This is a genomic window from Curtobacterium sp. PhB136, assembly GCF_004346855.1.
Classification (GTDB): Bacteria; Actinomycetota; Actinomycetes; order Actinomycetales; family Microbacteriaceae; genus Curtobacterium.
In genome coordinates this window covers 379,513-405,563 of sequence record NZ_SMGH01000004.1, presented here as the reverse complement: position 1 = coordinate 405,563, position 26,051 = coordinate 379,513, and the positions used below count along the sequence as shown (strand labels likewise).

The 26,051-nt window shown below is 72.5% G+C and carries 25 protein-coding genes; 12 read left to right on the top strand and 13 right to left on the bottom strand.

Translation table 11 applies throughout. The annotated features are described in order from the left end of the window. Nucleotides 1-92 precede the first annotated feature (92 nt). Nucleotides 93-1,136: an L-glyceraldehyde 3-phosphate reductase gene (gene mgrA, locus EDF27_RS01950; protein ID WP_123655310.1), complete on the top strand. Its 1,044-nt coding sequence runs from the start codon at nt 93-95 to the stop codon at nt 1,134-1,136. A 148-nt stretch (nt 1,137-1,284) separates the two neighbouring features. Here mgrA and EDF27_RS01945 read toward each other — a convergent pair whose 3' ends face one another. Then, a complete protein-coding gene (locus EDF27_RS01945) occupies nt 1,285-2,316 on the bottom strand; it encodes an aldo/keto reductase (RefSeq protein WP_132046971.1) in 1,032 nt (343 codons plus the stop codon). Between the two features lie 192 nt (nt 2,317-2,508). Between EDF27_RS01945 and EDF27_RS01940 the strand changes: the two genes are divergently transcribed. From EDF27_RS01940 to EDF27_RS01905, 8 genes are all read left to right on the top strand, one after another. Further along, nucleotides 2,509-4,206 carry an ABC transporter substrate-binding protein gene (locus tag EDF27_RS01940; RefSeq protein ID WP_243698174.1) on the top strand — a complete coding sequence of 566 codons (1,698 nt, stop codon included), beginning with the start codon at nt 2,509-2,511 and terminating at the stop codon, nt 4,204-4,206. Then, complete coding sequence (locus tag EDF27_RS01935; protein WP_132046969.1) at nt 4,206-5,144, top strand: ABC transporter permease; 939 nt, start codon at nt 4,206-4,208, stop codon at nt 5,142-5,144. The genes EDF27_RS01940 and EDF27_RS01935 overlap by 1 nt, the downstream gene beginning before the upstream one ends. Continuing rightward, a complete protein-coding gene (locus tag EDF27_RS19890; protein WP_123701163.1) occupies nt 5,141-6,049 on the top strand; it encodes an ABC transporter permease in 909 nt (302 codons plus the stop codon). Before EDF27_RS01935 ends, EDF27_RS19890 begins: the two co-directional genes overlap by 4 nt. Continuing rightward, the gene (locus tag EDF27_RS01925) at nt 6,046-7,818 is read left to right on the top strand and encodes an ABC transporter ATP-binding protein (protein WP_243698173.1); all 1,773 of its coding nucleotides are present in this window, start codon (nt 6,046-6,048) and stop codon (nt 7,816-7,818) included. Before EDF27_RS19890 ends, EDF27_RS01925 begins: the two co-directional genes overlap by 4 nt. Next, nucleotides 7,815-9,020, top strand: coding sequence for an acyl-CoA dehydrogenase family protein (locus tag EDF27_RS01920; RefSeq protein WP_132046965.1), 1,206 nt, complete (start codon nt 7,815-7,817; stop codon nt 9,018-9,020). The genes EDF27_RS01925 and EDF27_RS01920 overlap by 4 nt, the downstream gene beginning before the upstream one ends. 102 nt (nt 9,021-9,122) lie before the next feature. After that, entirely contained in the window at nt 9,123-10,301 is a 1,179-nt protein-coding gene (locus EDF27_RS01915) for a Fic family protein (protein WP_123701166.1), read from the top strand. Nucleotides 10,302-10,334: 33 nt separating this feature from the next. Further along, nucleotides 10,335-10,757: a GNAT family N-acetyltransferase gene (locus tag EDF27_RS01910; protein ID WP_123655317.1), complete on the top strand. Its 423-nt coding sequence runs from the start codon at nt 10,335-10,337 to the stop codon at nt 10,755-10,757. A gap of 171 nt (nt 10,758-10,928) precedes the next feature. Next, nucleotides 10,929-12,143 carry an MFS transporter gene (locus tag EDF27_RS01905; RefSeq protein ID WP_132046963.1) on the top strand — a complete coding sequence of 405 codons (1,215 nt, stop codon included), beginning with the start codon at nt 10,929-10,931 and terminating at the stop codon, nt 12,141-12,143. Nucleotides 12,144-12,256: 113 nt separating this feature from the next. On the opposite strand, the gene EDF27_RS19530 is transcribed toward EDF27_RS01905, so the two are convergent. The 11 genes from EDF27_RS19530 to EDF27_RS01855 all read right to left on the bottom strand — a co-directional run bounded on the left by EDF27_RS19530 (nt 12,257) and on the right by EDF27_RS01855 (nt 23,244). Then, on the bottom strand, nt 12,257-12,613 hold the full coding sequence (locus tag EDF27_RS19530; RefSeq protein ID WP_165931315.1) for a monovalent cation/H(+) antiporter subunit G: 357 nt from the start codon (nt 12,611-12,613) through the stop codon (nt 12,257-12,259). Continuing rightward, complete coding sequence (locus EDF27_RS19525) at nt 12,610-12,939, bottom strand: sodium:proton antiporter (RefSeq protein ID WP_165931314.1); 330 nt, start codon at nt 12,937-12,939, stop codon at nt 12,610-12,612. The genes EDF27_RS19530 and EDF27_RS19525 overlap by 4 nt, the downstream gene beginning before the upstream one ends. Next, nucleotides 12,936-13,520, bottom strand: a complete 585-nt coding sequence (locus EDF27_RS01895; protein WP_165931313.1) for a Na+/H+ antiporter subunit E — start codon at nt 13,518-13,520, stop codon at nt 12,936-12,938. Before EDF27_RS01895 ends, EDF27_RS19525 begins: the two co-directional genes overlap by 4 nt. Then, nucleotides 13,517-15,169, bottom strand: coding sequence for a Na+/H+ antiporter subunit D (locus EDF27_RS01890; RefSeq protein WP_132046959.1), 1,653 nt, complete (start codon nt 15,167-15,169; stop codon nt 13,517-13,519). The genes EDF27_RS01895 and EDF27_RS01890 overlap by 4 nt, the downstream gene beginning before the upstream one ends. Then, the gene (locus tag EDF27_RS01885) at nt 15,166-15,546 is read right to left on the bottom strand and encodes a Na(+)/H(+) antiporter subunit C (RefSeq protein ID WP_123655322.1); all 381 of its coding nucleotides are present in this window, start codon (nt 15,544-15,546) and stop codon (nt 15,166-15,168) included. Before EDF27_RS01885 ends, EDF27_RS01890 begins: the two co-directional genes overlap by 4 nt. Further along, nucleotides 15,543-18,437: a Na+/H+ antiporter subunit A gene (locus EDF27_RS01880; protein WP_132046957.1), complete on the bottom strand. Its 2,895-nt coding sequence runs from the start codon at nt 18,435-18,437 to the stop codon at nt 15,543-15,545. The genes EDF27_RS01885 and EDF27_RS01880 overlap by 4 nt, the downstream gene beginning before the upstream one ends. A 153-nt stretch (nt 18,438-18,590) precedes the next feature. After that, nucleotides 18,591-19,103, bottom strand: coding sequence for a hypothetical protein (locus EDF27_RS01875; protein WP_132046955.1), 513 nt, complete (start codon nt 19,101-19,103; stop codon nt 18,591-18,593). Nucleotides 19,104-19,163: 60 nt separating this feature from the next. Continuing rightward, nucleotides 19,164-20,387 carry an ABC transporter permease gene (locus EDF27_RS01870; protein ID WP_132046953.1) on the bottom strand — a complete coding sequence of 408 codons (1,224 nt, stop codon included), beginning with the start codon at nt 20,385-20,387 and terminating at the stop codon, nt 19,164-19,166. After that, nucleotides 20,384-21,070: an ABC transporter ATP-binding protein gene (locus EDF27_RS01865; RefSeq protein WP_123655326.1), complete on the bottom strand. Its 687-nt coding sequence runs from the start codon at nt 21,068-21,070 to the stop codon at nt 20,384-20,386. Before EDF27_RS01865 ends, EDF27_RS01870 begins: the two co-directional genes overlap by 4 nt. Continuing rightward, nucleotides 21,067-22,155 carry an efflux RND transporter periplasmic adaptor subunit gene (locus EDF27_RS01860; protein ID WP_132046951.1) on the bottom strand — a complete coding sequence of 363 codons (1,089 nt, stop codon included), beginning with the start codon at nt 22,153-22,155 and terminating at the stop codon, nt 21,067-21,069. The genes EDF27_RS01865 and EDF27_RS01860 overlap by 4 nt, the downstream gene beginning before the upstream one ends. A 153-nt stretch (nt 22,156-22,308) precedes the next feature. Then, nucleotides 22,309-23,244, bottom strand: coding sequence for a zinc-binding alcohol dehydrogenase family protein (locus EDF27_RS01855; RefSeq protein WP_123655328.1), 936 nt, complete (start codon nt 23,242-23,244; stop codon nt 22,309-22,311). Nucleotides 23,245-23,316: 72 nt separating this feature from the next. Between EDF27_RS01855 and EDF27_RS01850 the strand changes: the two genes are divergently transcribed. Further along, nucleotides 23,317-23,730: a MarR family transcriptional regulator gene (locus EDF27_RS01850; RefSeq protein WP_123655329.1), complete on the top strand. Its 414-nt coding sequence runs from the start codon at nt 23,317-23,319 to the stop codon at nt 23,728-23,730. A 114-nt stretch (nt 23,731-23,844) separates the two neighbouring features. Here the strand turns inward: EDF27_RS01850 and EDF27_RS01845 are convergent, their stop codons facing one another. Continuing rightward, nucleotides 23,845-24,594, bottom strand: a complete 750-nt coding sequence (locus tag EDF27_RS01845; RefSeq protein ID WP_123655330.1) for an SDR family NAD(P)-dependent oxidoreductase — start codon at nt 24,592-24,594, stop codon at nt 23,845-23,847. Between the two features lie 55 nt (nt 24,595-24,649). Between EDF27_RS01845 and EDF27_RS01840 the strand changes: the two genes are divergently transcribed. Then, nucleotides 24,650-25,396, top strand: a complete 747-nt coding sequence (locus EDF27_RS01840; protein WP_123655331.1) for an SDR family NAD(P)-dependent oxidoreductase — start codon at nt 24,650-24,652, stop codon at nt 25,394-25,396. Next, nucleotides 25,393-26,049, top strand: coding sequence for an FCD domain-containing protein (locus tag EDF27_RS01835; protein ID WP_123655332.1), 657 nt, complete (start codon nt 25,393-25,395; stop codon nt 26,047-26,049). The genes EDF27_RS01840 and EDF27_RS01835 overlap by 4 nt, the downstream gene beginning before the upstream one ends. Nucleotides 26,050-26,051 lie beyond the last annotated feature (2 nt).

Genomic DNA, 26,051 nt, shown 5'->3' with positions numbered 1-26,051 from the left:
TCCCTCCTGGTCGGTCCCAGTGTGCAGCCGCGGCCACGCCGGCGCTTCTCGGTATCTGCTCGGATCCGGGGGCGAGGTGCCAGGCTCGGACCATGACCTACATCGCCAGCGACGACCGCTACGACTCGATGACGTACCGCCGCACCGGCCGCTCCGGCCTCGACCTGCCGCTGCTCTCCCTGGGGTACTGGCACAACTTCGGCGACGACGTGCCCTTCGAGTCGCAGCGGGCCGTCAGCCGCCGGGCGTTCGACCTCGGCATCACCCACCACGACCTCGCGAACAACTACGGCCCGCCCTACGGTGCCGCCGAGGTCAACTTCGGCCGTCTGATGCGGGAGGACTTCGCCCCGTACCGCGACGAGATGATCGTCTCCACGAAGGCCGGGTGGGACATGTGGCCGGGTCCGTACGGGCAGGGCGGCGGCTCGCGGAAGTACGTGCTCGCCTCGCTCGACCAGTCCCTGCGCCGGACCGGCCTGGACTACGTCGACGTCTTCTACTCGCACCGCCTCGACGCGTCCACCCCGCTCGAGGAGACGATGGGCGCGCTGCACACCGCGGTCCAGCAGGGCAAGGCGCTCTACGTCGGCATCTCCTCGTACGACGCCGAACGCAGCCGGCAGGCGGTGGAGATCCTCCGCGACCTCGGCACCCCGCTCCTCATCCACCAGCCCTCGTACTCGATGCTGAACCGCTGGATCGAGACCGAGGGGCTCCTCGACGCCGCCGGCGAGCTCGGGTTCGGCGTGATCGGCTTCACCGCGCTCGCGCAGGGGCTGCTCACCGGGAAGTACCTCGACGGTGTCCCGGCCGACTCCCGCGCCGCGGCGGGGAAGTCCCTCGACGCCTCGAGCATCACGCCCGAGGTGGTCGAGCACCTGCGCGCACTCAACGCCGTGGCCGAGGCGCGCGGACAGTCGATGGCGCAGCTCGCCCTCTCGTGGGCGCTCCGCGACGAGCGGGTGACGTCGCTCGTGATCGGTGCGTCACGGGTGTCGCAGCTCGAGGACAACGTGCAGGCCCTGGCGAACCTGTCCTTCACCGACGAGGAGCTCCGCGTCATCGACGAGCACTCCGTCGGCATCACCGACGTCGACCTCTGGGCAGGTGCGCGCGCCGGCGAGGTCTCCTGACCGGCGCACGTTCCTTCCCATCGCGAGTGCACTGGGAAGTCGAATCGCGCGTGGGGGGTCGGAAGATACGACCTCCTACGCGCGAAACGACCCCCTACGCGCGAAACGACCCCCTACGCGCGAAACAACCCCCGCCGCGCGGACCCGCCTACGCGCGCGCCGCGACCCGCCCGCGCAGGCGCTCCCGCGTCAGCGCGGGCAGCGTCGACCCGGTGTCCCGCTCGAGCACGTGGGTCCCCGGCGGCACGATCGCGTCCACCGCGTCGAGCAGCTCGTCGTCGAGGACGACCTCCGCCGCCTGCGCGTAGGCGTCCACGTGCGAGACCGTCCGGGGCCCGACCACCACCGACGCGACGTCCGGGTGCGTCAACGCGAACCCGACGGAGAGCTCGAGCAGCGTCAGCCCGGCGTCGTCCGCGAGCCGTCCCAGCCGGTCGGTGGTCTCGAGCTTCCGCCGGTTCCGCGGCGACCCGATGTCGTACACGTCCGGCTGCTGCACGGCGTGCGGCGACCGCGGCTGCACGGTCCCCGCGCGGTAGGCGCCCGCGAGCCACCCACCGGCCAGCGGCGACCCGGCGAGCACGCCGAGCCCGAACCGCCGGGCGACGGGGAACACGGTGCGCTCGGCCGTCCGGGTGAGGATCGAGTAGGGCACGTGCGTCGCGGTGGCGCTCTTCGCCCCTGATCGGAGCCACTGCGCCTCCACGAGTTCCTCCGCGGGGAAGCCCGGGATCCCGAACGAGCGGATCTTGCCCTGCGCGACCAGGTCCGCGAGCGCGTCGAGCGTCTCGTCGAGCGAGGTCGCCGGGTCCGGCCGCGCGGGCTGGTACAGGTCGATGACGTCGGTGCCGAGCCGCTGCAGGCTCCGCTCCACCGCGCGGAACATCCACCGCCGCCCCGCACCGCGGTGGGCGGGGTCGTCGTCGACCGGGTCGCCGAAGCGCACCGACACGAAGACCTCGTCCCGCCGGCCCGCGAGCGCCGCCCCCACGGCGGCCTCCGCGAGCCCGGAGCCGTGCGCGTCGGACACGTCCACCGCGGTCACGCCCCGGGCGAACGACTCGTGCACCAGGTACTCGGCCTCGTCCACGTCCCGCGCGGCGACGTCCGCGATCGCCCGCGTCCCGAGCGTCAGCGCGCTCACCGGCGCACCCGTCCGCCCCATCGTCCGCTGCTCCATGGGCGCCACGATATGGGCGCGCGTGCCGCCCGGGGACGCTGGTGACGAACCATGACGAACCACACGTCGGGACCCGTCGGACGTGACGCCGGATGACGGGTGTGCCCCGGCACGCGACGCCGTGTGACGGTCCGTTGCGACGGAAGACGGGAGGCTCGACCCACCCCGGTCGCGCTGCCTACGGTCCTCGACATGACCCGATCCGACACCGCCCGGCCGATGGTCCGACGGCGCCGTCTCCGCCGCCGCGTGACCGCGGCGCTCGCCGCAGCCGCCGCGACCGCGGTGCTCCTCGCCGGCTGCTCCGCCGGCTCGACCGCGGCGACCTCCGACACCGGCCCCGTCCGCGGCGGCACCCTCGTCTACGCCACGGATCGGGAACCGACCTGCCTCGACCCGCACAACTCCGGGGACATGCCGCAGACGTACATCGCGCGCCAGTACCTGGACTCGCTCGTGTCGTTGCAGGAGGACGGCAGCGTGGAGCCGTGGCTCGCCACGGGGTGGACGATCTCGGACGACGGCACGCAGTACGACTTCACGCTGAAGCAGGGCGTGGAGTTCACCGACGGCACCCCGTTCGACGCCCAGGCGGTGGTGGACAACTTCACGCAGATCCTCGACCCGGCGACGCAGTCGTCGACCGACCTGCTGTACCTGACCGGGTACTTCGACAAGGCCACCGCGATCAGCGACCACGTCGTCCGGATCACCCTGAAGCGCCCGTACTCGCCGCTCCTGGCCGCCCTGTCGCAGGCGTTCTTCGGCATGGAGTCCCCGAAGGCCATGGCCCGTGGGCTCGCGGCGAACTGCGAGTCCCCGGTCGGCACGGGGCCGTTCGAGGTGGCCGGGTGGAACCACGAGCGCGACGTCGAGCTCGTCCGGAACGACTCGTACGACAGCGCCCCGGCTGACGCGAAGCACCAGGGGCCCGCGTACCTGGACGGCATCACGTGGAAGTTCCTCAAGGACAACACGACGCGGTACGGCGCGCTGAGCTCCGGCGAGGCGGACGTCATCTTCAACGTGCCGCCGGAGAGCGAGGGGCTGGCGAAGGCGGACCCGTCGATCGAGCTGCAGTCGTTCGTGCACTCGGGCTCGCCGTTCAGCCTCGACCTCAACACGCAGAGCACCGTCTTCAGCGACATCCGGGTGCGGCAGGCGTTCGTGCACGCCTCCGATGCGAAAGAGGCCGTCGAGAGCGCCTACAACGGGGTGTTCCCCTACGAGGGCGACGCCGTCTCCTCGGGCACGCCGCACTACGACGCCGCGTACCACGAGCCGTTCCCGTACGACCCGGCAGCGGCGAAGCAGCTCCTCGACGAGGCCGGCTGGACCGGACGCGACGCGGACGGCTACCGGACGAAGGACGGCGAGACCCTGACGGTGGAGCTGCCCTACAACGCGGACTCCGCGGAGACCCCGCCGGCGGACGTCACGATCCTGCAGGACATCCAGGCGATGGAGAAGCGCGTCGGGATCAAGGTCGTGCTGCAGGCGCTCGACTCGTCCTCGATGAACGCGGTGTGGGGCAACCCGAAGGCGTACGACCTGCTCGGGAACTACTGGAACAGCCCGACCCCGCACGTGATGTACATCAAGTACTCGAAGGCGACCTACGACGTCGACAACGGCCAGAACTCGGCGTTCGCGTACGACGACGAACTCGACCGGCTGCTCATCGCGGGCACCGCGACGACCGACCCGGCGAAGCAGGCGACCGCGTACGCGAAGGCCCAGCAGATCCTGACGTCGAAGGCCTGGAGCCTGCCGCTCTACCCGATCCAGACCCGCCTCGGCATCGCCGACCGCGTCAGCGGCGTGTGGATCGAACCCAGCGAGGGCGAACCCGTCCTCTCCGACGCCTACCTGATCGACGGAGGCAAGTGATGGTCATCCGAGTCACCAGACGCATCGTCGAGGCGGTGGTCCTGCTCCTCGCCGTGGGCACGATCGTGTTCTTCCTCGAGCACGCGGTCCCCGGCGACCCCGCGGTCGCGATCCTCGGCGGCGCCGCAGCGCACCCGACGAAGGAGGCCGTCGCCGCGGTCACCGCGCAGTACGGCTTCGACCGGCCGCTCCTGGCGCAGTACGGCGACTTCCTCGCGGGCCTGTTCCGGCTCGACTTCGGTGAGTCGTACACGCTGAAGCAGTCCGTCACGAGCGTCATCGCCGGGCAGATCGGCCCGACGCTCGCCCTCACCGTGACCGCGCTCGTCCTGGCCTGGGTGCTCTCGATCGTCTCGACCCTGCTCACCGCGGGGCGGCCGGGCATCGTCGGCCGCATCGGCTCGGTGGTCGAGACGGTCGCCGCCGGGCTGCCGCAGTTCTGGCTCGGGCTCGTGCTGCTGCTGGTGTTCGCGGTGCAGCTGCACTGGTTCCCGGTGATCGGCTCGGGCCCGCTCGGCATCGTGTTGCCGGCACTCACCCTCGCGATCCCGCTCGCCGGGTTCCTCGGCCAGGTGACCCGCGACGAGTTCGAGGACAAGCAGCAGCAGCCGTTCGTCCTCTCCGCCCGGAGCCGCGGGCTGTCCGAGAACGCGATCCGCGGGAAGTACGTGCTCCGGCACGCGGCGCTCCCCGGCGTCACGCTGTCCGGCTGGGGTCTCGGCTCACTGGTCTCCGGTGCCGTCATCGCCGAGGTCGTCTTCGCCCGACAGGGCATCGGCCAGGTGCTCGTCGCCGCCGTCAGCGCGCAGGACCTGCCGCTCGTCATCGGCATCACGTTCGTCGTCGCACTCGTCTACGTCGTCGCGAACATCCTCACCGACATCGCGTACGTCGTGGTCGACCCACGACTGCGCCGCACGACCGGAGCCGCAGCATGACCACCGCGACCATCGCACCCAGCGAACCCCGTGCCCTGCAGCCCGACCCGGCACCCGCCGAAGCCGGTGTGCGGAAGGTGCGCCGAGCCTCCCACCCGTTGCGACGCGTGTCGTTCTGGGTGGCGGCCGCCTTCATCGCGCTCGTCGCGGTGGCGGCCCTCTGGCCGTCCCTGCTGGCGTCGCAGGACCCACTCGCCATCGACCTCGGCAAGAGCTTCGACGCTCCCAGCGCGCAGCACGTCTTCGGGACCGACCAGTCCGGCCGTGACGTCTACTCGCGCCTCGTGCACGGCGCCGGCCAGTCCGTCCTGATCGGCGTCGGCGCCACCGCGCTCGGGCTCGCCGGAGCCGTCCTGCTCGGGGTCCTCGGCGGGCTCGGCGGCCGTGCCGTCGACGCCGTCGTGACCCGCGTGATCGAGGTCCTCTACGCGTTCCCGGGCATCCTGCTCGCGCTCATCCTGATCGCCGTGTTCGGCTCGAGCGCGGGGACGCAGATCCTCGCCGTCGGCATCGCGACCGTCCCCGGGTACGCCCGGATGGTCCGCGGGCAGGTGCTCGCCGTGCGGAACGCCGGGTACGTGCAGTCGGAGCGGGCGCTCGGCCACTCCTCGGCGCACGTCCTGTTCCACACCCTGCTGCCGAACGCCTTCCGCCCGCTCACCGTCCTGGTCACGCTCGGGATCGGGCAGGCGATCGTCTGGGCGTCGGCCCTCGGCTTCCTCGGCATGGGCGTCCAGCCGCCCGCTCCGGAGTGGGGCGCGATGCTCAACGCCGGCCGCAACTACCTGCAGCAGGCGTGGTGGCTCGACTTCTGGCCGGGCGTCGTGATCGTGCTCCTCGCGTTGTCGCTGACCGCCGTCGGTCGCGCCGTGCAGACCCTGACCCAGCCTGGAGGCCCCCGGTGACCGCTCCTGACCTGCTCACGTCCGCCACGTCCTCCGTCCCGTCGGGTGGTGCCGCCCGTCCGACCGGTCCCCTCGTCGAGGTCCGGGACCTCTCCGTCGCCTTCGGCGACCGCACCGTCGTGCGGGACGTCTCGTTCACGCTCGAACCCGGCCGCTGCGTCGCGATCGTCGGCGAGTCCGGCTCCGGCAAGAGCGTCACCGCCAGGTCGCTGCTCGGGTTGAACGGCCCGTCGTCGTCGACCACCGCCGGGGCGCTCTCGCTCGGCGGCCGCGACCTCCGCGACCTGTCCGACCGTGCGTGGCGCGGGGTCCGCGGCAAGGACGTCGGCTACGTCCTGCAGGACGCCCTCGTCTCGCTCGACCCGCTCCGGAGGGTCGGCGCATCCGTCGCCGACGCACTCCGCGCGCACGGGGTGGGCCCGCGCTCTGCCCGTGAGCAGCAGGTCCTCTCGCTGCTGGGCCGCGTGGGGATCCCCTCGCCGTCGCTGCGTGCACGGCAGCTGCCGTCCGAGCTCTCCGGCGGGCTGCGGCAGCGTGCGCTCATCGCCGCCGCGATCGCCCTCGACCCCGCGGTGCTCATCGCCGACGAGCCGACGACCGCACTCGACACCACCGTGCAGGCGCAGATCCTCGCGCTCCTCGACGAGCTCCGTGCCGGCGGGACCGGTCTCGTGCTGATCAGCCACGACCTCGGCGTCGTCGAGCAGCTCGCGGACGAGGTCGTCGTGATGCAGCACGGCGTCGTCGTCGAGCAGGGGCCCGTCGCCGCCGTCCTCGGCGACCCGCAGCACGCGTACACGAAGCGCCTGCTCGCCGCGATCCCCTCCGCCCACGCACCCGGAGCGCGGCTGTCGGACGCACCGCCGGCGACGCTCGCGCCGCGTCCGGCGTCGCGCCCGGTGCCGGTCGCCGGCTCCGTGGTGCTGTCCGTCTCGCACGTCAGCAAGCGGTACCGGGGGCCCGACGGGGTCGTCCGCACCGTCGTGGACGACGTGTCGTTCGAACTCCGGGCCGGCGAGACGCTCGGCATCGTGGGGGAGTCCGGGTCCGGCAAGTCCACGACCGCGGCGATCGCCCTCGCGCTGACCCCGCCGTCCTCGGGGCAGGTGCTGTTCGAGGGTCGGCCGTGGTCAGCGCTGCCGGAACGTGCCCGCCGGGCCGACCGTCCCCGGATCGCGACCGTGTCGCAGGACCCGCTCTCCTCGTTCGACCCCCGGCGCACCGTCGGCGAGCTCGTGCGCTCGGCCCTCGTCGGGGCGCGGTCCGCCCGCGGGGCCGGCGCTCCCGGTTCGTCGGACGCGGCACGGGTCGACTCGCTCCTGCAGGGCGTGGGACTCGACCCGTCGCTCGCCGGGCGACACCCGCTCACCCTGTCCGGCGGCCAGCGGCAGCGCGTCGCGATCGCCCGGGCACTCGCCACCGATCCCGACGTGCTCGTCCTCGACGAGGCCGTCAGCGCGCTCGACGTCTCCGTGCAGGCGCAGGTCCTCGACCTGCTCGCCGACATCCGGCAGGAGTACGGCACCGCCGCGCTCTTCATCTCCCACGACCTCGGTGTGATCCACCACGTCAGCGACCGCGTGCTCGTCCTGCGCGACGGTCGGGTCGTCGAGGAGGGGCCGGCCGACCAGGTCTTCCGCTCCCCGCGCGACCCGTACACGCAGGGGCTGCTCGACGCGGTCCCCGGCGTCAGCGTCCACCGGAACCCCCAGTCTCCCCAGTCTCCCCAGTCTCCCCAGTCTCCCCAGTCTTCCCAGGAGGAATCATGACGATCACCGCCCCCGTGATCCGGACGTCGCTGCTCGAGCAGTTCGCCCCCGTGTTCGACCGCATCGCCGACGGGGCCGTCGACCGTGAGCAGACCCGGACCCTGCCGCACGAGCAGGTCCGCTGGCTCGCCGACGCCGGGTTCACCGCGGTCACCGTCCCCGTCGCCGCGGGCGGCAGCGGAGCCTCGGCCAGCGACCTGTTCGCACTGCTCGTCCGGCTCGCCGAGGCCGACTCGAACATCCCGCAGCTGCTCCGCGCGCACTTCTCCTTCGTCGAGGAGCTGCTGCTCGACCCCGGGGTCGTCCGGCGTGACGAGTGGTTCACCCGCATCGCCGCCGGCGAGGTCTTCGGCAACGCCAGCCACGAACGGAGCAGTGCCGGCGTCGGGTCGCTCGCGACGCACCTCGTCCCGGACGGCGACGGCTGGCGGCTGCACGGCGAGAAGCACTACAGCACCGGCACGATCTTCGCCGACTGGACGACCGTCACCGCGCAGACCCCGGACGGCCACACGGTCGGCGTCACCGTGCGGGTGGACGACCCCGGTGTCGAGGTGCGCGACGACTGGAACGGCTTCGGCCAGCGCCTCACCGGCAGCGGCACCACCCGGTTCGACGGCGTCCGGGTCGAGCTCTGGCAGCTCCGACCCGAACGCGGCGAGCGGCGCACCGTGCTGCCGGCGTTCCTGCAGACGGTGTTGCTGGCGTCGCTCGCGGGGGTCGCCGCGGCGGCGTCCCGGGACGCAGCCGCGTTCGTGCGCTCCCGGACCCGGCACTACCAGCACGGGGTCGGGGCCACCGCCGCGTCGGACCCGCTCGTGCAGTCGGTCGTCGGTCGCATCGCCGCCGACGCGGTCGCCGCCGAGGCGCTCGTCCTCAGCGCCGCCGCCGCGATCGACGAGGCGCACGACGCGATCGTCTCGGACGCCCTCGACGCCGGAGCCCACATCGACGCGGCGGAACTCCGGACGATCGCACTGCAGTCCTCGGTGGTCGAGCTGGCGCTCCGCGCGACGACGACCCTGTTCGAGGTGGGCGGTGCCAGCGCGACCGACCGGGACCGCTCGCTCGACCGGCACTGGCGGAACGCCAGGACCCTGTCGTCGCACAACCCGGTCGTGTTCCAGCAGCGGGTGATCGGCGACCACCTGGTGAACGGTGCACCCCTGACGTACTTCTGGGCCACGGGCGAGGCCCGCTGACCGCTGCGTCCGGTCGCGCAAGTGTCACTCGGCACACCACGCAGTTACACTTAGGTCCTCAAGTGTCACAACGCACACCCTGTGCGCACGGATCGGAGTGCGATGCCCTGGCCCCCGATCGACTCCGAAGAACTCTGGTTCGAGTCGAAGTACGCCGGGTTCGGTGTCGCCGCAAGCCGCCGGAGCACGCTCGGCCACCCGTACCGAGCGGCCGTGCCACCACGGATCGCCGAACTGGATCCGGCTGTCTCGTCCGCGACCGCGGCACTGGTCGACGACGCGGTCGAAGCGCTCATCCGTTTCGACGCGCAACTCGGTGGTGAGATCGCACCGTTCGCCTCGCTCCTGCTCCGGTCGGAAGCCGCCGCGTCGTCGCAGATCGAGAACCTCACGGCGAGCGCGCGGGCGATCTACACGGCGGAGCTCGGCGACGACTCACGGCAGAACGCTGCGCAGATCGTCGCGAACACTCGTGCCATGCAGAGCGCGCTCGATCTCGCAGCGGACCTCACGCCGGCGTCGGTGCTCGCGATGCACGGTGTGCTCCTCGACGGCGATCCGCACCACGACGCCGGCGCCTGGCGTGGCGAGGCCGTCTGGATCGGCCGCAGCGCGGACAGCCCCGCGGGTGCGGAGTTCGTCGCGCCGGCATCAGGAAGAGTCCCCGACCTCGTCGACGACGTGATGGTGTTCGCCCGCCGGACGGACCTGCCGCGCCTGGTGCAGATCGCGGTCGCGCACGCCCAGTTCGAGACCATCCACCCGTTCACGGACGGCAACGGCCGAACGGGTCGTGCGCTCATGCAGGCGATGTTCCGCGGCACCGGGCTCACACGGAACGTGACGATCCCCGTCTCGGCGGGTCTGCTCACGGACACCGCCGGGTACCACGCTGCTCTCGACGCGTACCGGACAGGCGACATCGAGCCGATCGTGGTCGCGACGGCGGAAGCGTCGTTCCGCGCGGTCAACAACGCCAGCGTGCTCGTCGACGACGTCCATGCCGTGCAGGCGCACTGGCGGGAGAGCGTCACCGCGCGATCCGACTCGAGTGTCTGGCGGGTGCTCGAGGTGGTGGCACGACAGCCGGTCCTCACTGCATCGTCGTTGTCCGCGCAGCTCGGCGGCTCGCTGAACGTGTACCGAGCGCTCGACGCGTTGACCGCTGCCGGCGTCCTCGTGTCGAAGTCGGAGCACAAGCTCCGGACCACGGTGTGGCGCAGCGATGACGTCCTCCGGGCGCTCGACGCGTTCGCTCGACGGTCTGGCCGGCGGGGCTGACGCCGCCGTCGCCGGACCCGCGAGACTGGTGCTGTGGACTTCTCCCTCGGTGACGACCGTCCGGACCTCGACGAGCTCGTCGCGCTGTACGCAGCGGTCGGCTGGACCGCGTACACCGACGACCCCGGACGGCTCCACGCCGCGGTGCTCGGGTCGCACCTCGTGCTGACGGCGCGCAGCGAGGGCGGGGAGCTGGTCGGCCTGGTCCGCACGGTCTCCGACGGGTGCACGATCGCGTACGTGCAGGACCTGCTCGTCGCGCCGTCCGCCCAGCGGGCCGGCGTCGGGGCCGCGTTGCTCGGCGCGGTGCTCGAGCGGGTGGCCGACATCCGGCAGGTCGTGCTGCTCACCGACGCCGAGCCGGGGCAGCGCGCCTTCTACGAGTCCTGCGGCTTCACCGAGGCCCACGACGTCGCGCCGTCCGGCCTGCGGTCGTTCGTCCGCTTCGCCGCCTGATCCCAGCCGCCCCGACGCGGGGCACTCGTCTCGCGGGCCGCCGGTGCCGGATCGGCCGCTGGTACCCTCGGAGGACGCAGTGTGTATCTACCGGCCGCCGCACCTCGGCGGACAGCGGCGGCACCCGATGGGTCCGCGGAACGAACGTGGGCCGAGAAGGCACACCACGACATGCTCCAGGCGCGCTCCTCTGACGCTTCCCTGATCGCCCACGCCGGGCGCTCCTACTTCCCGATCGCGTTCATCGCGCGGCTCCCCTTCGCGATGATGGTCGTCGGGGTCCTGACGCTCGTCGTCGCATCGCGCGACTCCGTCGCCCTCGGCGGCATCAACTCCGCGTTCGTCGGCATCGGGTCGGCGATCTTCGGCCCGATGGTCGGCGCCGCCGCGGACCGCCTCGGCCAGCGGAAGGTGCTCGTCCCCGTCGGCATCGCGAACGGCGTCCTGCTCGGCGTCTTCCCCCTCGTCGTGCAGAGCACCGCGCCGGACCTCGCGGTCCTCGCGATGTCGTTCTGCATCGGGGCCTCGGCGCCGCAGGTCGCACCGATGTCCCGCACCCGGCTCGTGGCGATCATCCGGCAGCGGATGGCGAAGGACCGCCACGAGAAGGTGCTCAGCGGCACCATGGCGTACGAGTCCGCGGCGGACGAGACGGTGTTCATCATCGGGCCGTTCCTGGTGGGGCTGCTCGCGAGTGCGATCGCCCCGTGGGTGGCCGTCGCCGGTGCCGCTGCCCTGACCTTCGTCTTCGTGACGGCCTTCGCGCTGCACCCGACGGGCAGGCTCGCGGTCGGGCAGCACGCGGAGGTGGTCCAGGCCCCGGCCCGCCAGCTCCTGCGTCCGCGCCTCGTCGTGGTGGTCGTCGGGATCCTCGGCATCGGGTTCTTCTTCGGCTCGACCCTGACCTCGCTGACGGCGTTCATGGGCACCCACGGCGAGTCCTCGCAGGCGGGGCTCCTCTACGGGCTGATGGGCATCGGCTCGGCCGGCCTGGCGCTCGGATCGGCGGCGTTCCCGCGGTCCTTCGGCGTCGGGTGGCGCTGGCTCGTCTTCGGCGTCGTGCTCCTCGGCGGCGCGATCGCCTTCGCGTCGGCGGACTCCGTCGTCGCGGTCGGCATCGTCCTGGCGGTCATGGGCATCGGCATCGGGCCGACCCTCGTCGCGCAGTACAGCCTCGGGTCCGACCGCTCCCCGGTGGGTCGTTCGGCCACGACGATGACGATCCTCGGTTCCGCCGTGATCGTCGGGCAGTCGCTCACCTCGGCCGTCGTCGGCGAGGTCGCCGAGCGCTCCGGCACGCAGGCGGCGATGCTCTTCCCGGCGATCTCCGCGGCGATCGTGGTCGTGGCCGCCGTCGTGAACCTGCTCCTGTCCCGCCGGAGCTGACCGGGCGCCACTCGGCGCGCGAGACGCCCCCGAGTCCGCGAGACGCCTCCGAGTCCACGAAACGCCCCCGCAGTGGGCGGCGTCTCGGACGCCGGCGCAGCAGCGCGGGGCGCCTAGGACTCGGTGTCGTCGACGAGCAGGTCCTCGTGGCGGTAGTCGCCCGAGCGGACACCGGCGCGGGCGATCATGTGCGTCGACACCGGCACCAGGAACAGCTGGAACACCATGATCGGCAGGACCACCCAGAGCGCGGTCCACGTCCACACCGCGACCACGATCGCCGCGAGCCCGAACGCCAGCCCGAGCACCTGCGGCTTCGCCATCGCGTGCAGCCGGACGAGCGGGTCGGGGAACCGGACGATGCCGACGCCGGCGCCGAGGGACAGCAGGGACCCGACGAGCAGCAGCCCGAGCGCGATCCACGCCCGGACGCCGGCCGCGTCGATGAAGGACTGCAGGATCTCGGTCACCGCTCGCTCCGTTCCGGGGTCGTCACGTCGGTCCCGTCGTCGGAGGGGTCCGACGACGGCGTGACCGCGCGTGCGACGGCGATGGTGGCGAAGACGCTCGTCGCGGCGATCACGACCAGGACGGGCACCGCGGTGAGGTCCCGTCGGATCACCATCGCGGCGGCGATCACCACGAGCACGGTGGTCAGGACCATGTCGGATCCGATCATCCGGTCGAGGATCGTCGGTCCGCGGACGATGCGGAACACGGCCAGCGCGAGCGTCGCACCGAGCAGGGCGAGCACCAGCGCGATGCCGATCCCCATGACGACGACGGCGGCGCTCACCGGGTCACCTCCGGCAGCGGCTCGGACAGCTCCGAGACGTCCTGCTTCGACCCGAGCGCCTTGATCACGAGCGTCTCGATCCCGAGCGCCTCACGCTTCGCGGCTTCCACCTGGCGCTCCTGTTCGGTGTCGAGGACGTGCAGGAGCAGCCGCCGTCGTCGGAGGTCGACGTCCGCGACGTAGGAGCCGGGCACGAGCGACACCGCGAGCGTCGCCAGGGTGAACGTCATCTCCGAGGTGGTGTGCATCTGCACGAGCACGATCGAGCTGCGCCGGACGCCCCGGGGACGGAACGCCACCCAGGCGACCCGGAACGACGCCGCGATGACGAGTCCGGACCAGATGATCAGGAACCAGACCGTGTGCACGACGGAGAACCGTGCCGACAGCGGGACCGGCGGCAGCGGCAGCGCCTGGGTCACGAGCAGCGCGACCACGATGCCGCAGAGCAGGGTGAGCGGGGTCCAGGATCCCCAGAGCAGTGCCCACAGGACCGTCAGTCCGGCGACGAGCGGCACGTCGTACCGCCACGCGACGGCGATCCGTCGGGCGTTCGTGATGCGTCGGGTGTCGTTCGTCACGGGCGCTCCCCGAGGACGGCCTGCACGTACTGCACCGGGGACTCGAGCGACTCCGCTGCGCGGGTCGCGTAGCCGTAGAGCGGTCCGGAGACGACGGTGAGGGCGACGGATCCGAGCACCGCGATGGTGGTGACGCCGACCAGCATGCGGGGCAGGCGGGTGTGCTCCGAACTGGAGGCCGTGCTCACCGCCGCCGGTTCCGTGACGGTCACCGAGCCTCCCGTCAGCACTGTGCCGTCGGTCTCGGAGACCGTGACGGGTGCCGGCTCCGGAGCACGGAGGTGCTCGTGCGGCTCGGCGACCGAGGCGTGCGGCGCCGCCGCCTCGGCTGCGGGCTTCGGCCGCCAGAAGGCGGCGTCCCAGACGCGCATCAGCGCGTAGAGGGTCAGGAGCGAGGTGACCACCCCGGCGCCGATGGTGACGTAGGCCATCGGGCTGCCGTCGAGTGCCGCCGCGCGGAAGAGCCCGAGCTTGCCGATGAAGCCGGAGAAGGGCGGGATGCCGCCGAGGTTGAACGCCGGGACCAGGTAGAGCGCCGCGAGGAGCGGAGCGGCCTTCAGCAGCCCGCCGAGCGACCGGGTCGAGGTGGTGCCGCCGACGCGCTCCATCAGCCCCGACACCAGGAACAGCGTGGTCTGCACGACGATGTGGTGCACCGTGTAGAAGACCGCGGCGGCGGTGCCGGCGACGGAGCCGAGCCCGATGCCCATCACCATGAACCCGATGTGGCTGATCAGCGTGAAGGAGAGCAGCCGTTTGACGTCGGTCTGTGACACCGCCCCGAGCACGCCGACGACCATCGTCAGCGTCGCGACGACGAGGAGGACGGTGTTGAGCTGCGGCTGCGGGAAGATGATCGTCTCGAGGCGGATGATCGCGTAGATGCCGACCTTCGTCAGCAGGCCCGCGAAGACCGCGGTGACCGGTGCGGGCGCGGTCGGGTACGAGTCGGGCAGCCAGAACGCCAGCGGGAACACCGCGGCCTTGATGCCGAACCCGATGAGCAGCATCGTGTGGAGCAGCAGCTGCACGTGCTCGGGCAGTGCCGCCATCCGCTCGCTGATCTGGGCGATGTTGACGGTGCCGGTCGCGCCGTAGACGAGCCCGATCGCGGAGAGGAAGATCGCCGACGCGATGAGGCTCGTCACGATGTACGTCGTGCCCGCCCGGACACGCTGCTCGCTGCCGCCGAGGGTGATCAGCACGTAGCTCGCCACGAGCAGCATCTCGAACGCCACGTAGAGGTTGAACAGGTCACCCGCGATGAACGAGTCGAGCACGCCGGCCGCGAGGACCAGGTAGGTCGGGTAGAAGATCGTCACCGGGGCTTCGCCGTCGTCCGCCGCCAGACCCTGGCCGATGGAGAACAGCAGCACGATGAGCAGCACGCTCGCGGACACGGTCAGCAGCAGTGCGCTCAGCCGGTCGACCACGAGCGAGATGCCGTACGGGGCGTCCCAGCCGCCGACCTGGACCACGATCGTGCCGTGCTGGTCGACGAGCACCATCAGCGTCGCGGCGACCGCCAGGGCGATGACGAGCACGCCGACCGTGATCGCGCGCTGGAGCTTCTGGTGCCGGAGCAGCCCGAGCGCGACCGCGGCCCCGAGGAGCGGCACGAGGACGAGGAGCGGGACGAGGGAGGTCATCGGGACTCCTCTTCTGCGTCGGCGGCGGATCGCTCACGGCGGATGGCGACGTCGGCCTCGTCCACCTCGACCTCGTCGGCGCGGGACAGCGTCCACGAGCGGTGGATGAGTGCGAGGAGGAAGGCGCTGACGGCGAAGGTGATCACGATCGCGGTGAGGGCGAAGGCCTGCGGGAGCGGGTCGGTGATGCCCTTCGAGGACTTGCCGATGGGCGGGTCGCCGGCCGCGCCGGACATCACGAGCAGCAGCAGGTTGAGCGCGTTGCCGAGGAGCAGGAACCCGAGGAGCATCCGGGTCAGGGATCGTTCGAGCAGCAGGTACACGCCGGCGGCGAAGAGGACGGCCATCGCGATGACGAGGACGAGCGTGATGGTCATGCGGTGACGCCTTCCTGCTCCGGGTTGCCCTCGATCGTGTCGTTCGTGGGGACGCGGGAGTCCTCGAGGCGCTGCCGGTCCACCTCGGCGCCGAGGCTGCGCAGCACGTCGAGCACCAGGCCGACGACCACCAGGTAGACGCCGATGTCGAAGAACGTGGCGGTGACGAACTCGACGTGCCCGAGCACCGGGACCGTCGCCTCGAAGAACTCGGAGTACAGGGCTTCCCGGCCGAAGAACAGCGGCACGATCGCCGTGACGGCGGCCGTCGCGACGCCGAGCCCGAGCAGGCGTCCGGCGCGCACCGGGGCGGCGGCGCCGAGCTCGGCCGGACCGCCGGCGAGGTACCGGGCGGCGAGGGCGATGCCCGCGACGAGACCGCCGGCGAACCCGCCGCCCGCAGCGTTGTGGCCGGCGAAGAGCAGGTAGACCGACAGCACGATGAGCCCGTGGAACAGCAGGCGCACGACGACGTCGAGGAGTGCTGAGCGGCCAGTCGGCAGCGCGGCGCTGGTCGGCAGCCAGGCGCGGGGTTCGCCGTCCGGGCGGTGCTTGTCGTTCGTGACGTCGTTCGCCAGGTCGCGGAGGCGGGGGAGGGTGTCCTCCCGGGAGTTCACGAAGATGAGGCTGGCGACCCCGGTGGCGGCGGCGACGACCACGGTGAGCTCGCCGAGGGTGTCCCAGCCGCGGAGGTCGACGAGCGCCACGTTCACGACGTTCAGCCCGTGCCCGAAGGAGCTCGTCAGCGCGGGGATGTCCGGCCAGATCGGCTCGGCGGTCCGGGCCGAGGCGGCGACGATGACGACGATCGCCAGGGTGACGCCGGCGAGTGCGGCGAACAGGGCTCGGAGCAGGCGGAAGCGCGACGGGTTCGCCGTCGCGATGCGCGGGGGCAGGCGTCGGAGGACGAGGACGAACGCGATGAGCGTCACGGTCTCGACGACGAGCTGGGTGAGCGCGAGGTCGACGGCGCCGTGCAGGACGAACAGCACGGACATGCCGTAGCCGGTGACCCCGACCAGGACGGCGGCGGCGAACCGGGTCTTGGCGGTGGTGACGGCGATCGCGGCGACCGACATCACGAGCACGACGGGGATCTGCCCCCACGAGTCGGCGAACCGGATCGAGAACTGCCACGGACCACCGAGCACCAGGTTGGCGAGCGCCCCGGCGACGAACACCGAGAGGATCACCGTCAGGTAGTAGGGGAGCGAACCGCGCTGCAGGCCGGCGGTGATGGCCGTGGCGCCGCGGTCGAGCCCGCGCATCACGTGCCGGTACGTGTTCGCGGCGCTCGGGAACCCGGCGAGGCGGTGCTGGAGCGCCTCGACCCGGGAGCGGGCGGCGAACAGGGCCAGTCCGCCGAGGAGCGTGATCGCGGAGATGCCGAGCGCCGGCTCGAGTCCGTGCCACAGCGCCAGGTGCGGCACCGCTTCCGCTCCGGACATCGACGCCGCGGTGGCTGCTGGTTCGATGCCGTGGGCGACGACCGGGGTGAACAGCCCGAGCGCGAGCCCGGCCAGGCCGAGGACCGAGGGCACGACGCCGAGGCCGTGCAGGGCGTGCGGTTCGGTGGGCTCGACACCGGGCTTCGTGCCGAACGCGCCCCAGAGGAAGCGCAGCGAGTAGGCGACGGTGAGGATCGACCCGACCGTGATGCCGACGAGCGCGAACCACGCCCAGCCCGATCCCGGGCCGTGCAGCGCCTCGATGAAGCCCGTCAGCACGGCTTCCTTCGCGACGAAGCCGATCGTCGGCGGGATGCCGGCCATCGACACGAGCGCCAGCACGGCCACCGTCGTGAGCCACGGCATCTTCCGGCCGAGCCCGCTCAGGGCGCCGAGGTCACGGGTCCCGGTGACGTGGTCGATGGTGCCGACGACGAGGAACAGCGTCGACTTGAAGGTCGCGTGGGCCACGAGGAGCGCGACCCCGCCGAGGGCGATCGCCGGCGTGCCCCACCCGGCGGCGAGCACGAGGAAGCCGAGCTGGGCGACGGTGCCGTACGCGAGCAGCAGCTTGAGGTCGGTCTGCCGGAGTGCCCGGTACCCGCCGATCACCATGCCGAGCACCCCCAGCACCGTGATGGTCTCGCGCCAGCCCTCGAGCAGTGCGAACGCGGGGGCGAGCCGGGCGACGAGGTAGATGCCGGCCTTCACCATCGCCGCGGCGTGCAGGTACGCGCTCACCGGGGTCGGGGCCGCCATCGCCGCTGGCAGCCAGAAGTGGAACGGGACGATGGCGGACTTCGTCAGCGCACCGGCGAGGATCAGCACCACCGAGACGGTGACGATCGTGCCGGTCGGTGCCTCCGCGATGATGGCCGAGAGCCGGGTCGTGCCCGCGGTCACGGAGAGCATCACGAGGCCGGCAAGCATCGCGAGCCCGCCGGCGGTGGTGACGACGAGGGCCTGCATCGCGGCCGCCCGGCTCGCCCGCTTCGCGGCGTCGTGCCCGATGAGCAGGTACGAGAAGACCGTCGTCGCTTCCCACAGGACGAAGAGCACGATGACGTCGTCGGCGATCACCAGGCCGTACATCGACCCGGCGAAGGCGGTCAGGACCCCCGCGAAGCGGCCGAGCCCCGGCTCGTCGGGGCCGAAGTAGGACGCGCAGTAGACGAGCACGAGCGCGCCGACGACCGACACCACGAGGGCGAGCACCCAGGACAGGGCGTCGACGCGGAGGGCGATCGACAGGTCGAGCTGCGGGATCCACGTGAACGACTCGGAGACACCCCCGTGCAGCGCCCGGTCGGTCTGCGCGATCGTGAGGACCGCGGCGGCAGCGGGTGCGAGCGCCGCGACGTAGAAGACGCGACGGCCGAGCAGCGGCGTCAGGGCCGGGACGACGAGGGCGATGACGGCGAACGCGACGAGGACGGTGACCATGGGGCGCCTCCTCGGGGTCGGGCGTGCAAGTCCGGCTCTGGGTGGCTCACAGGCTACCGAGAGCCGGATGGGGAGAACCTGAACGACCGGACAGCTTGCTGTCGCGGTGGCAGGCTCTCCCCATCACTGTGCTCCCGATCGGGAGTCGTCGTGTCAGTCCTTCTTCCGATCGATGCCGTTCTCGCGGAGCGTGTCGTCGAACACGTCCGAGCTCTTCTCCGAGCACTTGTTGAACTCGTCGTCCGTGATGCCCTCCGGCATCTGCGACCCCGGGACGTCGCTGGGCGGCACGGTGTAGCCGAGGGAGCGGAAGCACTTGTCGAGCGCAGCGCCCATCGCAGCGGACGCCGCCTTCACCGCCGGGTCGTTCTCGTCGAGCACGCCGGGCATCTCGCCCGCGTCCTCCGAGCACTTCGTCCAGGCGTCCTTCGCCGCCTGGGGCGCACCGGGCTGCTGCAGGCTCTCGTCGTCCGGGTCGAAACCCGCGTCCGAGAAGCACTTGTCGACGTCGGCGAACCACTTGGAGCGCTGTTGGTCGTCGGTGCCGCTCGACGACGACGACTTCTCGGTCGGGGCGGGGCCGGCGGCGGAGCACCCGGTGAGGGCCAGGGCGGCGAGGAGCAGCCCGGCTGCCGTGGCGATGGTGGAGGTCCGGATGGAGCGCATGGTGGTTCCTTCGATCTGTTTGTACGGGGTCGTGGGGTGGTGTGTCCGTGTTGGTTGCGGTCAGGACGCGAGCGCCACCGTCGGGGGTGTCCGCGCTGCGCGCATCGCGGGGTAGGCGCCGGCGAGTGCACCGATCGCGAGGGTGGCGGCGAGGCCGATCGCGAACGCGCTCCACGGGACGACGAACGCCCACCCGTTGCCCGCCGCGACGGCCGCGACGACGCCCGAGCCGATCCCGACGCCGAGCACACCGCCGGCGAACGAGAGCAGCAGCGCCTCGACGACGAACTGCGTCCGGACGTGCCGTCGTGTCGCACCGAGCGCGCGGCGCAGTCCGATCTCCCGGCGCCGTTCGAGCACCGCGATGACCATCGTGTTCGCGACGCCGATCCCGCCGACGAGCAGCGCGACGCCGCTCAGGCCGACGAGCATCCCGGAGAACGCACTGTCCGCGGCGTCGCGGGCGGCGAGCGCGTCGGACGGGCGGGAGATGGCCACGTCGCCGGGGGAACCGGGCAGCAGAGTGCCGGCGACCTGGTCCCGGAGTGCTGCGACGGCCTCGTCGGTCGATCGTTCGAACAGGATCGTTGGTCGTCCGTCCCACCCGATCGTCCGCGCGGTCGTCCGGTCCACGAAGGCGCTCGTGTCGAGGTCCGGCGCCAGCGGGAGCGGGCCGAGCACACCGATGACCGTCACCGGGGTGTCCCCGGCCAGGACCTGTGCACCGGGCCCCGTGATGCCGAGGCGTTCCGCGGCGAGCGAGCCGAGCACGACCGTGCCGAGCCCGTCGGACGCGCGGTCGTGCCATCGTCCGGCGGCGACCGAGGCGTTCAGGAGCGGGGCGAGTGCGTCGTCAGCGGTGCCGACGGTCAGCGCTCCCGTCTCGGCGCGGTCGATCAACGCGCTGCGGTAGAGCTTCGTGTGCAGGTCCGCGTACCCGGCGGCGCGTTCGACACCGGGGAGACGGTCGATCCGCGCCGCCGAGTCCTCCGGCAGCTGGACGGCCGTCCTCGCCTGCGCGTCGGGGACGGCGCGCAGCAGGTTCGTGCCCAGTCGGTCGAGTTCGGCGTCGAGGGCGGCGCGGCTCGAGGTCGAGATGCCGACGACGGCGATCATGGCGGCGATGCCGATGGCGATCCCCAGCGCGGAGAGCACCAGGCGGCCAGGGCGTGCACGCAGACCGGCGACGCCGAGCAGGACCGAGTCGGATCGGCGGAGCCGCGACGGCGTGAGTCCGGCGGCGGTCGCGGAGAGCCGACGTGCCACGGCGGACCGGCGGCTCATGCTGCGCTCCGCTCATCGGCGACGACGGCGCCGTCGCGGATCGCGATGCGTCTCGGGAGCTGTGCGGCGAGCGCGGTGTCGTGCGTGATCACGACGATCGCCGTCCCGTCGGCGTTCAGCTCGTGGAGGAGGTCGACGATCGACGCGCCGGAGCGCTGGTCGAGGTTCCCGGTGGGTTCGTCGGCGAGGACGAGCGGCGGGGAGGCGACCAGGGCGCGGGCGATGGCGACGCGTTGCCGCTCACCGCCGGACATCTGGTTCGGCCTGTGGGTCGTCCGGTTCCCGAGGCCGACACGTTCGAGCATCTCCCGCGCGCGTTCGTGACGCTCGTGGCGCGGGGTGCCCGAGTAGAGCAGGCCGTCGGCCACGTTGCCGAGCGCGGAGACGCCCTCGGCCAGGTGGAACTGCTGGAAGACGAACCCGATGCTCCCGGAACGGAGCGCCGAGAGCGCACCGTCGTCCAGGCGCGCGATGTCGTGCCCGGCGATCTCGACCAGCCCCTCGTCGGCCCGGTCGAGCGTGCCGACGACGTTGAGCAGGCTCGACTTGCCCGAGCCGGACGGCCCGACGATCGCGACGAGCTCGCCCTCGTCGACCCGGAGCGACACGTCGTCGATCGCGGTGACGGGTGGGGACCCGTAGTGCTTCCGCACGTGCTCCAGCCGGATGATCGCGGCGGTCATCGGGGGACCACCACGCGCTCGCCGGCGCGCAGGCCCTTCGTGACGGCGACCGAACCGGCCGCACTCTCCCCGAGTTCGACGGTCTTCGTGCGGACGGTGGTGCCGGTCAGCACCTGGACGCCGTACGTGTCGTGCCCCGTCGCCAGGACGGCCTCGACCGGGACGACGAGGGCATCGCGGATCCCAGGGGTGGCGATGTCCACCCGGACGTCCACGTCGGAGGCGTCACCGGCAGCGGCGTCGTCGTCGAGCGCCAGGGTGATCGGCACCCGCGGCGAACCGGTCTCGTCCTCCTCGGGCTGCTCGGGCTGGCCGACGCTCCGGATCTTCGCGGGGACCGCCTTGCCGTCGGGCAGCGTCACGGTGGCCGTGCCGCCGGCGTGCACGGACGACCGTTGTTCCGGGGTGATCGTCGCGGCGACCGCGCGGGTGCCGGTGGCGAGCGTCGCGACCTCGTCACCCGCGGCGATCGTCGCCCCGGCGGTGAGCGTGGTGGAACCGACACGGAGGTCCTCCGGCATGAAGAGCACGTCCCCGAGCGCGATCGTCCCGCTCTGCGGGGCCCCGAGCGACTTCTGCCAGCGCTCGACGGCGGCACCGGTCACCGCGGTGAACTCCTCGTCGACGAAGCCCGGGTCGAACCCGGCGTCGCGGAGCGCCTGTTCGAGCTGCCGCACGTCCGGACCCTTCGCCATCCCGGCCGCGAAGGGACGCCAGGACGGCAGCGCCCCGCGGAACACGGTGACCGGGCGGTCGTCGATGCGGAGCAGGGTCGCCCCGGGGGTGAGCACCGTCCCGGGGACGGGCGGCGCGGTGACCGTCCCTCCGCGCTGTGCAGTGACCGGGCCGCGGGAGTCGTAGCCGAGGGTGCCCCGCGAGGTGACCGTGCGGTCGACGCTCTTCCGCTCGACGACGGCGGTGGTGGGCTTCGGCCCGGTAGCGGCGTCGGCATCGCCGCCGGGTGTGCCGGCCAGGACCGCTCCGGCGCCGGCGAGCCCGAGTGTCACCGCGACGGCGGTGCAGATGATCATGGTGCGGCCGCGTCGGTGTGCTCGTGCCGGACCGGTGGGCGTGTGCTCGTCCATCGGTGTCGTCTCCTCCCGGACGGCGAGGTGCCGTTCCGAGAGGACAGTCAACGGTGGAGGGCGTTGCGTCCGTGTGTGGTGTCGCTGGACCCCGGATCCGTGCGGTGCCGGACCGGCCGCTCAGCGCACCAGCGCCGGTGCCGGACCAGGCCCTCAGAGCACCAGTGCCGTGCGGCCGTCGCCTGCGGCCGACCAGGCCGCCTCGACGTCGCGCATCGGCACGGCGGCCGCGTCCACGGCGATCGTGCCGTCCGTGATCGCCGCCACGATGCCGGGGAGCTCCGCGACGAACGCGCCCGTGCCGACGGAACCCTGCCCGCTCCCGACGATGGTCAGGCCGGACGCACGGAGCGCGGCGGACGGGATCGGGGCCTCCGGACCGGCGGTGGAGCCGATCGCGATCCAGTCGAGCCGGATCCCGCGCTCCCGCCGTGCCGTGACGATGGCAGCCATCGCCGCCGCCGCGGGTGCGCCCCAGACGTAGTCGATGACGACGTCGACGTCGGACGCCGCTGTGGCGAGGCCGTCGACGTCGTCGAGCGGCACGACGACGTCCGCGCCGATGGCCGGCAGCGCTGCGAGACGGTCTGCGTTCCGGCCGCTCGCCACGACGTGCGAGGCTCCGAGGTGCTTCGCGACCTGGACCGCCGCACGACCCGAGGCGCCGGTGGCGCCGAGCACCAGGACGCGGGCACCGTCCGGGAAGTCGATCCGGCGGCGGAGCGCGACCCAGGAGGACATCACCGGGTTGACGCCGGCCGCGATGGACACCGGGTCCGCGCCGTCCGGCAGGACGACGCTGGCACGAGGGTCGACGGCGACGCGCTCGGCCATCGAGCCGCGGGTGTCGGACTGCACGGCGAAGTACCGGAGCGTGCCGTCCGGGAACCGGCCGACGCCGTCGACGCCGGGCACGAGGGGCAGTGCGCCCTCGCTCGTGTAGTGGGAGCCGGACGCCTGCGAGCGGACGCGGGGGTGCAGGCCGGCGGCGACGACCTCGACGAGGACCTCGTCGGGGGTCGGGGTCGGCTCGGGGAACTCCGCCCAGGTCGGAGCGGTGTCGAAGCGGGTGACGACGGATGCGTGCATGATGTGCTCCTTTGGTTCGTGTTACGAATCAAAGTAGTTCGCATCACGAACATCGTCAAGTAGGCTGCGTGCATGGACACCAGCGAGCAGGACCGCCTCGTCGACGCCCTCGGGCACGCGGCGTTCACGACGATGGGCGCGCTGACCGACCTGGCGGCGGACGCCGGCCTGTCGCTGACGCAGCTCCGGGTGCTCGCGATCCTGCGGGACCGGCGGCTCCGCATCGGGGACCTGGCGGAGTACCTCGGCCTCGAGAAGTCGACGATGACCGGGCTCGTGGCCAGGGCGTCGCAGAAGGGCCTGCTCGCGCGGGAACCGAACCCGGACGACGCCCGCGCGGTGGACGTGGTGCTCACCGACCGTGGGCACGAGGTCGCGCTCGCGCTGGAGTCGGCGATGCGCGACGCCCTCCTGCCCCTCACCGAGCGGCTCCCCCCGGCCGACCGCCGACGACTCCGCGAGCTCCTGGAGCGGATGCTGCGGTGATCAACGCCAGCGCCAGCGCCTGTGCCAGCGCCTGTGCCAGCGCCTGTGCCAGCGCCAGCGCCAGCGCAGCGGCCGCGCCGGCGCCGGCGCCGGCACCGTCGGCCCCGCGAGCCGCTACCGACCGTGCGCCCGTGACGGGATCTGCGTGGCGAGCTTGCCGCCGGACACGTCGAGCAGCGTCCCCGTGATGTACGACGACGCGTCACTCGCCAGGAACACCAGCAGGTCGGCGACGTCGTCCGGGGTCTCCCACCGCCGGAGTGACAGCGTGTCGAGGAGCCGGTCCTGCGCCTCGGCGGGCATCGTCGCGAAGCCGTTCATCGCCGTCGGCACCATCCCCGGCGCGTACGCGTTCACCGTGATGTCCCACGGCCCGAGCTCCGAGGCCAGCACCCGGGTGAGCGCCACGACCGCGGCCTTCGACGCGGCGTACGCGGCGCTCCCGACGCTCGGCACGATCGCCGCGAAGGACGCCGCGTTGATGATCCGGCCACGGCCGGCCCGCTGCATGACCGGTGCGACGGCCTGGCTCATCAGGAAGGTCCCGCCGAGGTTCACGTCCATGCACCGCTGCCACGCGTCCCACTGCAGGTCGGCGACGAGGCCGTCGACGTTGATGCCGGCGTTGTTCACCAGGACGTCGATGGTCCCGTGTCGTTCGACGACGACGTCCACCGCCGCGCGCACCGACGCCGGGTCGGCGACGTTGCAGACGACGTGGTCGGGGGAGTCCGGTCCATCGAAGGCGAGGTCGAGGGCGATGACCCGTGCTCCTTCGGCGCGGAACCGGGTGGCGAGCACGCTGCCGATCCCGCGGCCGGCTCCGGTGACGACGACCACGCGGTCGCTGAGGTCGAGGTGCATCGTCGCTCCCTTCGACCGGCGGACGTCGCCGGCCTCAATAGGCATACTAATCAGCATGACGAACGATGCGGAACAGGCCGAGCCGGCACAGCGGGTCCTCTGGATCACCGGCGGCGGCAGCGGCATGGGTGCAGCAGCGGCGCGCACCGCGGCGGGGAGCGGCTGGACGGTGGTCCTCAGCGGGCGCCGCGCCGACCGGCTCGAGGCGGTGGCCGCCGACGTTCGCTCCGCCGGCGGGACCGCGGACGTCCTGCCGCTCGACGCGGCCGACCCGGACGCCGTCCCCGCCGCGGCCGCGGCGATCGCGGACCGGTACGGGCGCCTCGACGGGCTGGTCCTCGCCGCCGGCCTGAACGCACCGCGACGCCGGTGGGACGACCAGTCGATGCCGGACTTCCGCGCGATCGTGGACACCAACCTCACCGCCGTCGTCGCCGTCGTCGACGCGGCACTCCCCGCGCTCCGGGCGTCCGGCGGCGTCGTGGTCGTCGTCTCCTCGTACGCCGGGTGGTCGTTCCAGTCCGGCGCTGGGGTGGCGTACTCGGCATCGAAGACGGCACTCGGCTCGGTCGTCCGGAGCCTCAACCAGCAGGAGGCGGCGCACGGGATCCGCGCGACGCACCTCTGCCCCGGCGACGTCGCGACGGACTTCCTCGACCAGCGCCCCGAGGTCCCCGACGCGGCAGCGCGTGCCGTGATGCTCACCCCGGAGGACATCGGCCGCACCATCGGCTTCGTGCTCGACGCCCCCGCGCACGTCCGCGTCGACGAACTCGTGATCAGCCCGGTCGCACAGCGGTGACGAGCACCTTCGACCGGGTGCTCGACGAGCTCGGGTCGGCGATCGTCTCCGGAACACTGCCGACCGGACACGTCGACAGCATCGACGGTTTCGTCGTCCGCACGGGTGCGAGTCGGAGCATCGTCCGCGAGGCGACGCGGGTCCTCGTCGGGCTCGGTCTCCTCAGTGCGGGCCGTCGCGTCGGCCTCCGGGTCCGCCCGCGGGAGGACTGGGACGTGATCGACCCGCGCGTGGTCGGCTGGCGCCTCGCCGGGTCCGAGCGCGACGCGGTGCTCGCGGAACTCCGCGCACTCCGGCGCGCGGTCGAGCCGGAAGCGGCAGCCGCGGCAGCGGACCGTGTCGCGTCCGGCGCGGTCCCACCGGACGGCCTGGAGGCACTGGTCGCCGCCGCAGGCCGACTCGCGGCCGACGGCGCGGACGCCGCCACGCGCCTCCAGTCCGACCGAGCGGTGCACCGTCGCCTGCTGGACCTGTCCGGGAACGCGGTCTTCGCCCGGCTGGCGCAGGTCGTCGAGCGCGCGCTCGACGAGCGCGAGCACATCGGACCGGACCCGCACGACATGGCGCTGCACGTCGCGTTGGCCGACGCCGTGGCGCGCGGGGATGCTCCGGGGGCGGCGGCGGCGATGCGGGAGATCGTCGACCGCACCTGAAC

Coding starts and splice junctions, on each gene's coding strand:
- mgrA (WP_123655310.1), top strand. CDS start 93: ATGACCTACATCGCCAGCGACGACCGCTACGACTCGATGACGTACCGC.
- EDF27_RS01945 (WP_132046971.1), bottom strand. CDS start 2,316: ATGGAGCAGCGGACGATGGGGCGGACGGGTGCGCCGGTGAGCGCGCTG.
- EDF27_RS01940 (WP_243698174.1), top strand. CDS start 2,509: ATGACCCGATCCGACACCGCCCGGCCGATGGTCCGACGGCGCCGTCTC.
- EDF27_RS01935 (WP_132046969.1), top strand. CDS start 4,206: ATGGTCATCCGAGTCACCAGACGCATCGTCGAGGCGGTGGTCCTGCTC.
- EDF27_RS19890 (WP_123701163.1), top strand. CDS start 5,141: ATGACCACCGCGACCATCGCACCCAGCGAACCCCGTGCCCTGCAGCCC.
- EDF27_RS01920 (WP_132046965.1), top strand. CDS start 7,815: ATGACGATCACCGCCCCCGTGATCCGGACGTCGCTGCTCGAGCAGTTC.
- EDF27_RS01915 (WP_123701166.1), top strand. CDS start 9,123: ATGCCCTGGCCCCCGATCGACTCCGAAGAACTCTGGTTCGAGTCGAAG.
- EDF27_RS01905 (WP_132046963.1), top strand. CDS start 10,929: ATGCTCCAGGCGCGCTCCTCTGACGCTTCCCTGATCGCCCACGCCGGG.
- EDF27_RS01890 (WP_132046959.1), bottom strand. CDS start 15,169: ATGACCTCCCTCGTCCCGCTCCTCGTCCTCGTGCCGCTCCTCGGGGCC.
- EDF27_RS01885 (WP_123655322.1), bottom strand. CDS start 15,546: ATGACCATCACGCTCGTCCTCGTCATCGCGATGGCCGTCCTCTTCGCC.
- EDF27_RS01880 (WP_132046957.1), bottom strand. CDS start 18,437: ATGGTCACCGTCCTCGTCGCGTTCGCCGTCATCGCCCTCGTCGTCCCG.
- EDF27_RS01875 (WP_132046955.1), bottom strand. CDS start 19,103: ATGCGCTCCATCCGGACCTCCACCATCGCCACGGCAGCCGGGCTGCTC.
- EDF27_RS01870 (WP_132046953.1), bottom strand. CDS start 20,387: ATGAGCCGCCGGTCCGCCGTGGCACGTCGGCTCTCCGCGACCGCCGCC.
- EDF27_RS01865 (WP_123655326.1), bottom strand. CDS start 21,070: ATGACCGCCGCGATCATCCGGCTGGAGCACGTGCGGAAGCACTACGGG.
- EDF27_RS01860 (WP_132046951.1), bottom strand. CDS start 22,155: ATGGACGAGCACACGCCCACCGGTCCGGCACGAGCACACCGACGCGGC.
- EDF27_RS01855 (WP_123655328.1), bottom strand. CDS start 23,244: ATGCACGCATCCGTCGTCACCCGCTTCGACACCGCTCCGACCTGGGCG.
- EDF27_RS01850 (WP_123655329.1), top strand. CDS start 23,317: ATGGACACCAGCGAGCAGGACCGCCTCGTCGACGCCCTCGGGCACGCG.
- EDF27_RS01845 (WP_123655330.1), bottom strand. CDS start 24,594: ATGCACCTCGACCTCAGCGACCGCGTGGTCGTCGTCACCGGAGCCGGC.
- EDF27_RS01840 (WP_123655331.1), top strand. CDS start 24,650: ATGACGAACGATGCGGAACAGGCCGAGCCGGCACAGCGGGTCCTCTGG.